We start from the raw sequence: 12873 nt of genomic DNA, 5'->3' as shown, positions 1-12873 counted from the left end.
TAATAGAAACTCTTTAGAAATTGAAACAATAACTAATTTCAAACAACAAAAGTGTCAACCATTTTCAGGACGAGACAAAGAGACCCTTCGCTTTGCTCAGGGTGACGACCAAGAGATTCACGTCATTGGTAACCTTAGCTTGCCAAGGTGACAAATCTCATTCTTGTAAATGTTAAGGAATTCTTCAAAATCAATTTCACCAAGTTTTTCATTAAATTAGAATTATGAAAACCGAAGAATCCGAAAACAAAGTCAGCGAACCCTATACAGAATATGGAAGGTATTCCTATGCGGATTACCTGACTTGGCAAATGGATGAAATGGTCGAAATCATCAAAGGAAAAGTTTTCAAACCTGCCGCAGCTGCTCCAAGAAGAATTCATCAGGAAGTAACTCTAAAAGTAGCTAGAAAATTTGCAGATTATTTGGATCAAAAGCCCTGCAAAATATTCATAGCTCCCTTTGATGTAAGGCTTCCAATTAAGTCAAAGAAAAACGAAGATATCTTTACCGTCGTGCAACCCGATATCTGTGTGGTCTGCGACCGCAGCAAATTGGATGAAGCAGGATGCATCGGTGCGCCGGACTTGATTATCGAGATCCTTTCTCCGGGTTCCAACCGCAAAGAACTCAAGTACAAATATGAAGTCTATGAAGAAAGCGGCGTAAAGGAATATTGGGTAATCCAACCCACAGAGCAGACGCTGTTGATCTATACACTGATTGCAGGGAAGTACGTTCCCTCCAGACTTTTTTCACCCGGAGATATTGTAAGTTCAGCTTGTATTAAAGGATTTAGTTTGGATTTGGAGGATGTCTTCAAAGATTTGGATTAAAAAAAATACTTGCAAACCGCATCAAGTTCTTTCCGTACTAATTCAAAAAACCAACCATATGACACGGATTTTCTTTCTAGCCATCTTCCTTTTGTCTTCATCTGTTTCCCATGCCCAATATTTTTCAACAGGATTTCAGGCCAATCTTGGTGTTCCTGTGAGTGATTTGAGGGAAAAAATGGACGGATCTGTTTTTCCTGAATATACCATGTCCGTTTATTACCGGTTCCCCCTAAAACCCATTGAGGTGGGATTTGGACTTGGATATGGAAAGTATGGGACAGAATTAGAAGAAAGAAATGACCTCTACCCTGGGTTTAACAACATAGTGAGACTGAGAAGAAACAATAACCTGATGACTTTCATGGGGATCTTCAGGCATAATTTCGAAAGTCAAAAGCGGATCATCCCGTTTTTGGAAGCTCAGGTGGGAGCCAATTATTTCTATACCCGGTACAAAATCAGGGAATCACAATTTGAAGAACCAATTGAAGAAGGGATGGATTTTGGAGATTGGGTGTTGGGTTACCGCTTTGGAGGTGGATTCAAAGTCCCTTTCAAAAACAGGGAAATGGGGCATTTTGAGTTTAAAGTCCTGTACCACGACAGCGGCCCGGTGGATTTTCTCAGAAAACAGGATACAGAATACCATCCCGATCAGGGCGAGGGGGAGTTTGTCTATACACCGCAGCGGGCAGCCATTACCATGATCCAACCCGGAATCGGATTTATTTTTACAATTGGCAATTGAAAATGCAATGGCACAGGATTTGTTTCGTTAAAATAGAATCTAAACCAACTGTATCTATATCCTAAAAACCGACAGGCAACTGCCGGTTTTTTTATTCCCTGATTTTCACTTTGTAGAAAATATTGTAATCCCGTTCTTCCTCCGGATTGGCATTGTCATTGACATAAAGGATTCCTTTTCCATCCAAAAATTCCAATCCCCCATGAACAGGTAACTCATCTATGATCCCGATCTGCTTGCCGTCTTTGACCACAATATGGTAGTATTTCATATACTTTTTCATCGCTTCTTTGAACTCCGGCAATTGGTAATATTCTTCCGACTTGGCACGGAGTTCGGTCATAACAGATAGTGGAACTTTGGTACTAAAGGAAGCAATCAGGTAATCTCCCGCAAAAAGGACATTGGTAAATTTGGGATACTCTGAGTCGGGATTTTCTGCATCAATGTCAAAGAGGGGTGCTGATTCAGGTCGGAGAGGGTGGGAAAGTTTGATATCCTGAGTCATTACCGGTTTGTCTTCCCGAAATTCATAAATGAACACCTGATTGCCAACCAAAGGTAGCAAGGCGAATTTCTTCTTGGAATCATGAAGTGCGACAAAAGGCAGATCAGGTCCTACAAAACGTTTGTTCAGCCTAGGTTCCCAAGATTCAGGAAAAGATTCCAGGATTTCATTTTCCTCAGTCCCAAGGTTGTAGCGGTAGATGCTGCTAATTTTAGAATAATAATCCGTCCCTAAGGTTTTGTAATCCGACTCCTCATTGGAAAAAAAATTCTGTTCCTCCCCAAGCATCATGTCCTGACCGTTTTCGACATAGGGATGGAAAGTCGTCCGGTTGCGGTAGATGCTAATCCGCCAAAGTTCCTTGGCATTGTTGGCGATTTTTCGGATCTGATTCCCTTGTAGGTCGTAAATAAAATAACCCGTAAATGCACCCTGGGCCACAAACCTGTCTTTGTCCAAGAATTTATAACCAAAAGCACCATTTCCTCCTGTGCCGTTTGGTCCTTCCCCTTTCAGGTCGAACTTATTGAGAATTTCGCCTTTTTCGTTGACCAAAAACGGATTTTGGGATTTGGAATCAAACAGGATATACAATCCTGCCTCCGGTGAATAATCCTGAAGACGGAGCGGAACAAGTTCATCTACCATCAGAGAATCCACCACTTCCAATTCCAGTTGCTTGAGTGGATTATCTGCCAAGATTTCATCCTTTGAGGAGCAATAAGAAAAGATAAGAAGTGAAAAAAGGAATAAAATAGAATTGGGTTTGAGATTCATAAAAAGGAAGGAATATGGGAGTTGAAAATTTGGATATCCGATTCTTTGCCAGTAAACCTATTTTTTTTCACACGGGACGGAAGACCGAAGTCGGAAGACCGATGTGTCGGGCATTTAAGCCCACAGTCCATAATTAGAATAGATATCTTATGGACTGGCATCATTGCGTACATACAAATTGGACAAAATGGGTTTTGATATTAGTTAGTGACGGGATGAGGGATATATATGACAAATATGCGTTGAATTAAAGGAAAAAAGCCAAAACAGCCCTGAAAGGGATAAAATTTATATGGATTCCGGGAAATATTCCGCCCTTTCAGGGCTTTACCGGCATTCACAATTCATTTGAAGGATGGGCTACACCCATTCCTATGATCTCACGCCCCGACGGGGCTGAAGCTTTTTAGGAAAATTTTGGCGATTAATCATACAGTTATTCACAGCCCTGAAAGGGCAAAATACCACAACGATGGGTCCCAATTTTGATCAATTATGATTATCCGGTTTTGCTAAAGTTTTGACCGGAGAACTAGTCGATAAATTGGCAATTAATGTTTTTTAAATTCAGGGGGCGTAGCCCTATAATCTTCGTAAAAACAAAAATAAAATCCAATTCAGAGGGGCGTAGCCCTGAGATCTAAAAGCTATCGCAAATCTATTAGCCATTAATTGTGTTGCATGAAAATTAAAAGAGATTTCAGGGCTACGCCCCTCATGTTTTTACAACATACTAAATTGCTACGAAGATAGCAGGGCTACGCCCTTTAGGACGATAAAGGTTTCTGCATCCCAAATTGACATTTGTTGATTATAGATTCAAATACCATTAAAATGAATTCAGACCGAACATGGAAGCACAGGCCTCTACGGTTCAACGAGTGTCCCCATTTTTATTCGCTGTGACTTTTCTTGATATCATTTTTCTTTGCGCCTCTGCGCCTTTGCGGGAAACCAAAATCATCCTAAAGAGATTTCAGGGCTACGCCCTTTAGGACGATAAAGGTGCCTTCATCCCAAATTGACATTTGTTGATTATAGATTCAAATACCATTAAAATGAATTCAGACCGAACATGGAAGCACAGGCCTCTACGGTTCAACGAGTGTCCCCATTTTTATTCGCTGTGACTTTTCTTGATATCATTTTTCTTTGCGCCTCTGCGCCTTTGCGGGAAACCAAAATCATCCTAAAGAGATTTCAGGGCTACGCCCTTTAGGACGATAAAGGTGCCTTCATCCCAAATTGACATTTGTTGATTATAGATTCAAATACCATTAAAATCATTTCAGACCGAACATGGAAGCATAGGCCTCTACGGTTCATCGAGTGTCCCTATTTTTATTCACTGTGACTTTTCTTGATATCATTTTTCTTTGCGCCTCTGCGCCTTTGCGGGAAACCAAAATCCATCCTAAAGAGATTTCAGGGCTACGCCCTTTAGGACGATAAAGGTGCCTTCATCCCAAATTGACATTTGTTGATTATAGATTCAAATACCATTAAAATCATTTCAGACCGAACATGGAAGCATAGGCCTCTACGGTTCATCGAGTGTCCCTATTTTTATTCACTGTGACTTTTCTTGATCTCCTTTTTCTTTGCGCCTCTGCGCCTTTGCGGGAAACCAAAATCCATCCTAAAGAGATTTCAGGGCTACGCCCCTTAGGACGATAAAGGTGCCTTCATCCCAAATTGACATTTGTTGATTATAGATTCAAATACCATTAAAATCAATTCAGTGACTATTCTTGATCTCCTTTTTCTTTGCGCCTTTGCGGGACATTCCATATTTAGGATTTTTAAACCGCAATGGACGCTAGGGTTCCGCGAAGAACGCCATTTTTATAATCTGCGACTCTATTTGATTTCTTTTTTCTTTGCGTCTTTGTGTCTTTGCGGGACATTTCCTCTACGGGAAATCAACCATTTTTCTTCCACAAAAACACCGGCAAAGCCACAAAAACCCCTATAATACTGAACACCAATCCGCCGATGGTACCGATGGCGAGGGAAAACCAAAAAATCTCATTTTGCCCCTCCATGATAAATGGAATCAAACCAAAACAGGTCGATAGAATCGTCAGCATGATGGGAACTGCTTTACCGGCAACAGCCTTAAGCACATTCCGGTTGTAAAGCCCTGTATTCCGGTTGTTGAGGTCATTAACAATAAAAATCGCCGCATTGACCGCCAAGCCTCCGAGCATCACAAAGGCAGCATACCCCCCCTGATCAAAGTAAAAATCAAAAAGCGAGAAAATCAGAAACAGTCCAATAAATGAAAACGGAATGATAATGATGATGAAAAAAGGCTGCTTGAGGTTCTCAAATAGAACCGCACAGATAAAGAAAATCCCCACCACCAACACCAAAATCAAGCTATATTGCCTTTTGGCCTTGTTCCAATCCCAACTCCAGGTTTCCTTTTCTGCAGTATAACCTATCGGCATATTAGCTTTCATTTCGGTCAATACTTCGTCCAGATATTCATTACCAAACTTATGCGAACCCATGTATTCAAATGCCACCAAACGGATATATTGTCGGTCTTCTTTGTGCAGGGCATTGGTGGTAGTTTCCTTAGTCAGCGTTCCGAAGTTGCTGACTTTAAAAACCTGATCTTCCCCTCCGATCAGGCTATTTTCTTCTAAGTCAAATTTCGAATAATCCGATGATTCCTTTTCCCTAACCACTACAGCGTAATTTTTATCCTCCAAAGCGAGGTAAGCTGAAGGACCGGATGGACGCGAGACATTGTTGAGTGCATTGATAACCTGGTATTGGTTTGCATTGCCAAGGGCCATTTTACTTTGGTCCAGACGGAGTACATATTCCTCTGTTTTCTGTTCATTCCAACCCAAGCGCTCATTGGTATTTACGGTTTGGATTCTTTTATGCCTAAGGAGTTTTTCTGCCAACAACTCCGATTGCCTTTCGAGTTCGTCGTAGTTGTATCCTTTCAAGGTCACCCTGTATTGCGGGATTCCTTCTCCCCCGGATCCGGTATAAAACCCCTGACCTACCCCATAGATTTGCCAACTCGCTCCCGACCAATCGGTCGACTTGACTGACAGCCGGCCTTTGAGTTGGTAAGGCAAAGCTGATTTTTCGTAAGCTTCTTTGAAAGTGATTTCGATTCGAGCGTATTGCCCCGATTGGATAATAGTCACAAATTGATCAATGCCCTCCACACCTTGGAGAAATTTCTCAAATTCCCGCATGATAAAATCCATCTGCTCCAAGGTATTGCCAAATGGCAACTGGGCAGAAATGTAAAGCCTTGTCTTTTCCGCTTGGCGATAGGATGATTTTTCAAAAACCCCTCGGACAAACATTCGCAGTGAACCACCAAGTGCCTTGTCCACATAAGGCCGGATTTCTTCCTGATATAAGGTTGAGCCTACCGTTTTGTTGTACCATTCCTGACCCTCCCATTTGGCAGGAAGGAAGAAAACAGGTAAACCAAAAAGTAGCAACAAGAATACGATAAAGGTCTTGCGGTAATTGGCCACAAAACCAATACTCCTGTTGAAAACACCGAAAGCCTTGACCCTTTTCCTGAGTTGGGCTACAGTGAGGACCCTTCCTTTTTGTGCCTGATGACCGAATAACAGCTCATACATCGCCGGGGTGAAAAGCAAAGCGACCAAAAGGGAAACTGCAAGCATCACAGTAACTACCACGGAGAATTCGGTCAGGTTTTTTCGGTCGTCTTCAGGAAGGAAAAACACAATCAACAATGCCACAATCGTCGTCAGCGAAGCAGCAAGCAGGGCAACAAATACTTTCCTGTTTTTATGCTTGTGCAAGTGATCGATCATGATGATCGCATTGTCCACTATCAATCCAAAGGAAATCGTCAAGCCTGCAAGGGAATATAAATGGATATCCACTTTCAACAGATACAAGATTATTCCTGTAATACTCAGGTTGACAATGATGCCCAAAAATAGAATGCTGAGGTACTTGAGGTTTCTATTGATCAGGAAAATAAATACAATCAATATTAAAATCGACAGTCCTGAGCGCTTGTAGATTTTGCTCAGTTCTTTTTCAAGAAACTCTGTGTCGTCATTTTCAAGCCTTACTTCAAATCCAGCAGGTAACAAAGGTTTCGTACTTTCAATGGCTGCTTTGATGTTTTTGGCAAGTAGGACTTTGTTGACACCGTCGCGGTTGATGATGGACAGCGTAACCGAATTGTTGCCATTGATTCTGTAAAAGGAATTGGGTTCGGCTTCCTCCAATGTCAAAACCGCCAGGTCTTTTAGGTAAATCTCCTTGCCTTCTTTTGTTGTTACAAGGAGGTTTTCGAGTTGGCTGAGGTCCTGCAGCGAGCGGTCCACCTGAATAAAGAGTGTCTCTCCCCTGTTATTGACAAGTGAACCCGGAAATGATCTTCCGAATGAACCGGCTATGACGGATTCGATATCTGATTTGGAAAGTTTGAATGCCTGCAATTTTTTGATGTCATAGGTGACAAAAAGCTGCAGGTCGTTTGCACCGCGGACGGTAATTTCCTCTATTTCAGCAAACCTGTTGAGGGAAGTTTTGATGACATCTTCAGCGATTTTTTTGATCTCAAAAGAAGCAAAAGGACCGTTGACAGAATAGGTCAAAATCGGGGTTTTGAGGTCGGACCTGCGCTCGGCAGTTTGGGTGACCAAGGGATAAGAGACCTTCTGATCCAAACCCGGATAAACCTGCCGGATGATGGAGGAGACTTCAAATTTTTTGAATTCCATATCCGTCTCCTTGTCAAAGCGCAGGGTGACTGATCCCCTGTCGTAATTGGACACGGAATTGATCTTTTTGAGATCTGCCAATTGGGAAAGTGCTCCTTCCAAAGGAGAAGTGGCCAGCTTTTCGACCAGGTCAGGAGAAGACCTCGGTACTCCAAAACTCACCGTCAATACCGGTTCACGCTCCCGTGGATTCAGATCCACAGAAAGCCTCGGCACCAGGGCAAAGCCGATGATGGCAAGAACGATGAACGATATGATGATGCGGAAGGGAGTCAATTTTTAGATTTTAGATTTGAGATATGAGATATTAGAAGCGAGAGACGAGAAGCGAGAGACGAGAAGCGAGAAGCGGTGTCCGTCACTCTGAGTGTAGCGAAGAGTCTCAATCCTTAATTTTAATGAGATTCTTCAGTCGTTCCTCCTTCAGAATGACGGTTGCTATCCGTCACTCTGAGTGAAGCGAAGAGTCTCAAACCCTCCAAGAAAGAGATTCTTCATCCTCGTACCTCGGATTCAGAATGACGGACCCAACCGTCACTCTGAGTGTAGCGAAGAGTCCCTATTTCACCAACTCATTATTTCTTCAGTTAAATCTTTCCAACTTTCATTAGTGCTGAAAATCAAAACCTCTTTTTTCTTCCTAGTCCAACCCTTTAATTGTTTTTCTCTCATAATTGCTTCTTCAATTGAATGAAAACCTTCATAATAAACCAACTGAAATAGGTTGTATTTAGCAACAAATGAGTTTGGATTAAGCCCGTTTTGATGTTCATAGATTCTTCTCTGTAAGTCATTAGTAACACCTATATACAAAGTGGTTTTATTTTTATTTGTTAAAATATAAACTGCTCCCCCTTTTTGCATAAAACCCTATTCATTCACTACTGATTGTATATTTATTGAGATACTTCGGTCGTTCCTCCCTCAGAATGACGGTCGCTATCCGTCACTCTGAACGCAGTGAAGAGTCTCTATACTTTTATAATAAGAGATTCTTCATCCTCGTACCTCGGATTCAGAATGACGGACCCAACCGTCACTCTGAGTGTAGCGAAGAGTCTCAATCCTTAATTTTAATGGGATTCTTCAGTCGTTCCTCCTTCAGAATGACGGTTGCTATCCGTCACTCTGAGTGAAGCGAAGAGTCTCAATCCTTAATTTTAATGAGATTCTTCAGTCGTTCCTCCTTCAGAATGACGGACCCAACCGTCACTCTGAACGCAGTGAAGAGTCTCTTTCCTTTTCAAACAAGAGATTCTTCATCCTCATACCTCGGATTCAGAATGACGGACCCAACCGTCACTCTGAGTGAAGCGAAGAGTCCCTATTTCACCAACTCATTATTTCTTCAGTTAAATCTTTCCAACTTTCATTAGTGCTGAAAATCAAAACCTCTTTTTTCTTCCTAGTCCAACCCTTTAATTGTTTTTCTCTCATAATTGCTTCTTCAATTGAATGAAAACCTTCATAATAAACCAACTGAAATAGGTTGTATTTAGCAACAAATGAGTTTGGATTAAGCCCGTTTTGATGTTCATAGATTCTTCTCTGTAAGTCATTAGTAACACCTATATACAAAGTGGTTTTATTTTTATTTGTTAAAATATAAACTGCTCCCCCTTTTTGCATAAAACCCTATTCATTCACTACTGATTGTATATTTATTGAGATACTTCGGTCGTTCCTCCCTCAGAATGACGGTCGCTATCCGTCACTCTGAACGCAGTGAAGAGTCTCTATACTTTTATAATAAGAGATTCTTCATCCTCGTACCTCGGATTCAGAATGACGGACCCAACCGTCACTCTGAGTGTAGCGAAGAGTCTCAATCCTTAATTTTAATGAGATTCTTCAGTCGTTCCTCCCTCAGAATGACGGTCGCTATCCGTCACTCTGAGTGAAGCGAAGAGTCTCAAACCCTCCAAGAAAGAGATTCTTCATCCTCGTACCTCGGATTCAGAATGACGGTTGCTATCCGTCACTCTGAACGCAGTGAAGAGTCTCTATCATTATTTTAACTGAGATTCTTCAGTCGTTCCTCCTTCAGAATGACGGTTGCTATCCGTCACTCTGAGTGAAGCGAAGAGTCTCAAACCCTCCAAGAAAGAGATTCTTCATCTTCGTACCTCGGATTCAGAATGACGGTTGCTATCCGTCACTCTGAACGCAGTGAAGAGTCTCTATCATTATTTGAACAGAGATTCTTCGGTCGTTCCTCCCTCAGAATGACGCACGCCCCCCGCTATAAACCAATAAGCCAAAGGCACGAAATACAGCGCCGTAAATGTCCCGATGGTCAGACCGCCGATGACGGAAAAAACCAGTGGCCGCTGCAGGTCCGCACCCAATCCGCTGGAGAAAACCACCGGCAATAAAGCCAAAATGGTCGTGATCGAAGTCATCAGAATAGGTTTCAACCTGATTTGTCCTGCTTCATACAAGGCTTTATCCAAAGCATCCCTCCCCGAAAGATGACTGTACTGAACCTTCAATCTATTGATTGTATCGATTTTCAGGATGGCATCATTGACCATGATTCCCAACATGACCACCAAGCCAATCGCCGACATGACATTGAGGGAAGTTCCGGTAAGAAAGAGGATGATAAACGCCCCCCCGATCCCCAAAGGCAAAGTAGCGATGATGATCAATGGCTGAATAAAACTCTCAAATTGCGCAGCAAGAATGAAATAAAGGAGCAAAACCGAAATCAAAAGGATACCAACCAATTCTCTGATCCGCTCCTGATCTTTGAAATACTGCCCAAAAAACGACACACCCAGATTCTTATCCGCCGCCCAATTGATGATTTCGGCATTGTAGGCCGTTGGGTTTTTTGAATCTAGTATCACCGATTGGAACAAACCACCTTTGTCCGCAGTGACAAATTTGTAATGGTTTTCATAATCAAAACTGATGAAATTGCTCAGTGCGTATTCATTCCCGTCTTTTCCCCGAAGGAAATTATTGTTGAGAATCTGCTCAAAATTGGTCTTGTCGGCCTTTAGCTTTATCGGCGTGATTTCCCCAAACCGCTTGATGTCGGTAATCGGGTACACCCCAAACAACTGCTTCACCTGCTCTTGCAAGGCACGGGGACTGATCCCATAGAGCGCGAGTTTGCCACCATCCAATCTGAATATCACCGAGGCTTCTTTCTGTAATCCCGGTCCACGGCTAAATTCCTTCACAGGAAATGCTGACAGCCATTCATCCATCCTGCCTTCCTCGATCGGCTTTTTGGTCGCCAGGTCTTTCCATCTCACTTCGTAAAAGGGGATGTTGGAAGCAAACAACTGATCGAAAGCATTGGGTGCATCCAACACAGCTATTTGGGCATTGGGATAATTGCCCAAAATCAATTCCTCCAACCTTTGCATCTGCACAGATTTGGATTCCTGAGACTCAAATAGGAAATAGAGGTTGGCTTCCTGCAGGGAACTTTCCCCATCAAATAGCAAAAACTGCCTTACCCCAAGGTCTGTCTCCGACTTCAGGTAAGCGCCTTTCATGGCCTCCAAAATCGACAATACCCTGTCTTTGTTTTGCTCCACGCCGATCGGTTCGTTCCAGTCGATCTCCACCACCGCATCAAACTTCTCTATCGGTGGCAGGCCCTCGACTTGGAGCAGATAGCCCAATGCCAAACCAGCAGGGATCAGCAAAATGAAAATTCCAAAGCTGAGTTTTTTATAACTGAAAACCTTTTTGAATAGGCTTTTATAGCCTTTTAAAATGATCTTAAAAAACCTGCTGTCGTCTCCATTTTCTTCCTGAACCGCCTTTTTTCTATAGAAAAAATGATACAGCATCGGAAGGAAAATAAACGCTACCAAAAGGGAAACCCCCAAAATCGCAGCCACAGAAACCGCCTGATCGAAAAACAGAGCGCCCGATATCCCACTCAAAAACACCAAAGGAATAAATACCGCCAAGGTCGTCAGCACCGAACTGACCAAAGCGGACATGACTTCATTGACTCCCTGTACACAGGCTTCAAATATCGGTAAGCCGTCAAGCCGCTTTCGGGTGATATTGTCCAATACGATGATGGCATTGTCTATCAACATCCCCAAACCCAAGGCGAGACCTGATAGGGATATGACATTGATCGAGATTTTGAAAAAGTAAAAAACCAGAAAACTGATCAGCAAAGAAGTCGGCAAGGAAATCCCGATAATGATCGGCATGCGGTAATTTCCCATAAAGAGGAACAATACCCCAAAAGCAAACAAACCACCAAAAAGCAAACTTGTCTGCAGGTTGCTGATGCCGGCATTGAGCAGGACAGATTGGTCTTGCGTCAGCTCAAAATCCACTTGGTTGTAATCCGCTTTGAACAAATCTATGGCTTCATATACCTTGGGAAGGAGTTCGTTCATCTTGGCGGAAGCCTGCTTGTGCACGGTGATGACCAATCCCTCTTTTTCGCCAAAAAGGTGGTGTCCCAAAACCTCATTCGTTTCGTATTGCACCGTGGCCACCCTTGCCAAATCTACAGTGACTCCCTTGTCGGAAGTGACGGGCAACTTCATGATGTCGTCGGGTGAATCCACCCTCGTCGCCAACCGCAGGTAATACCTGAACTGACCGTCCTCCACACTGATACCGGGAAGTTCTTCATTGCCAAATTGGATGGCATTGATCACATTGTCTTCCGTCATGCCTAGGGCACGGAGGGCAGCTTTGTCAGGGGTGACGGTGATGATGCGCTCCTTTTTGCCATTGATGTCGACAAGGGAAACACCTTCCAACTGTTCGATCCTTTTCTTCAGGACATTTTCGGTCAACTGACTGATTTCTGCAAAGTCAAATCCAGGTTTGGGAATGACCTGCACCCGCACGACAGGAATGTCATTGGTATTGATCCGGATGACTTGGGGACGGGTAAGGTCCGACGGGAGACTGTTGGTAAGCCGGTCGATCTTCTCATTGACATCGATATAGGCCAGTTCCATCTTGGTGCCATAGTCAAAAGTCAGGCGGATGGTACCTGTTTCGCTTCCGGCTTTGCTTTCGACATCTTCCAGACCATTGAGCGTCATCAGGCCTTCCCTGATCGGGGAAAGCACATTTTGCTCTATGGCCTCAGGAGAAGCGTTGGGATAATTGACCTTGATGACAATCTGCGGGACATCGATCGGAGGCAAAAGTGAAATCGGAAGCGTCCTGAACACGATGACCGAAAAGACCATCAAGGCCAAAAAAACCATCAACACAGCTATGGGTCTTGCCAGTAAAAACCTTACCATA

7 protein-coding genes are annotated in these 12873 nt (G+C 43.0%); 2 read left to right on the top strand and 5 right to left on the bottom strand.

All coding sequences use genetic code 11. The annotated features are described in order from the left end of the window. Window positions 1-224 precede the first annotated feature (224 nt). Together MMU07_RS12050 and MMU07_RS12045 are read left to right on the top strand one after the other, a co-directional pair. Window positions 225-836, top strand: a complete 612-nt coding sequence (locus tag MMU07_RS12050) for a Uma2 family endonuclease (RefSeq protein ID WP_241126126.1) — start codon at window positions 225-227, stop codon at window positions 834-836. 58 nt (window positions 837-894) lie between these two features. After that, a complete protein-coding gene (locus MMU07_RS12045; RefSeq protein ID WP_241126125.1) occupies window positions 895-1587 on the top strand; it encodes a hypothetical protein in 693 nt (230 codons plus the stop codon). A gap of 91 nt (window positions 1588-1678) precedes the next feature. Here the strand turns inward: MMU07_RS12045 and MMU07_RS12040 are convergent, their stop codons facing one another. The 5 genes from MMU07_RS12040 to MMU07_RS12020 form a co-directional block, all read right to left on the bottom strand. Continuing rightward, a complete protein-coding gene (locus MMU07_RS12040) occupies window positions 1679-2794 on the bottom strand; it encodes a DUF4221 family protein (RefSeq protein WP_241126124.1) in 1116 nt (371 codons plus the stop codon). 2000 nt (window positions 2795-4794) lie between these two features. After that, window positions 4795-7896 carry an efflux RND transporter permease subunit gene (locus MMU07_RS12035; RefSeq protein ID WP_241126123.1) on the bottom strand — a complete coding sequence of 1034 codons (3102 nt, stop codon included), beginning with the start codon at window positions 7894-7896 and terminating at the stop codon, window positions 4795-4797. Window positions 7897-8184: 288 nt separating this feature from the next. Next, on the bottom strand, window positions 8185-8484 hold the full coding sequence (locus MMU07_RS12030) for a GIY-YIG nuclease family protein (RefSeq protein WP_241126122.1): 300 nt from the start codon (window positions 8482-8484) through the stop codon (window positions 8185-8187). A gap of 465 nt (window positions 8485-8949) precedes the next feature. Continuing rightward, entirely contained in the window at window positions 8950-9249 is a 300-nt protein-coding gene (locus tag MMU07_RS12025) for a GIY-YIG nuclease family protein (protein WP_241126122.1), read from the bottom strand. Window positions 9250-9806: 557 nt separating this feature from the next. Next, window positions 9807-12872 (bottom strand): efflux RND transporter permease subunit, encoded by a 3066-nt coding sequence (locus MMU07_RS12020; protein ID WP_241126121.1) that lies wholly within the window; start codon window positions 12870-12872, stop codon window positions 9807-9809. Window position 12873: the final 1 nt, after the last annotated feature.

The sequence above is a fragment of the Cognataquiflexum nitidum genome (genome assembly GCF_022538055.1).
GTDB lineage: Bacteria > Bacteroidota > Bacteroidia > Cytophagales > Cyclobacteriaceae > Cognataquiflexum > Cognataquiflexum nitidum.
This window is presented reverse-complemented; position numbering and strand designations above follow the sequence as displayed.

Bases quoted from the DNA above. Each gene is read 5' to 3' on its own strand.
- MMU07_RS12050 (WP_241126126.1), top strand. From the start codon at position 225: ATGAAAACCGAAGAATCCGAAAACAAAGTCAGCGAACCCTATACAGAA.
- MMU07_RS12025 (WP_241126122.1), bottom strand. From the start codon at position 9,249: ATGCAAAAAGGGGGAGCAGTTTATATTTTAACAAATAAAAATAAAACC.
- MMU07_RS12030 (WP_241126122.1), bottom strand. From the start codon at position 8,484: ATGCAAAAAGGGGGAGCAGTTTATATTTTAACAAATAAAAATAAAACC.
- MMU07_RS12045 (WP_241126125.1), top strand. From the start codon at position 895: ATGACACGGATTTTCTTTCTAGCCATCTTCCTTTTGTCTTCATCTGTT.
- MMU07_RS12020 (WP_241126121.1), bottom strand. From the start codon at position 12,872: ATGGTAAGGTTTTTACTGGCAAGACCCATAGCTGTGTTGATGGTTTTT.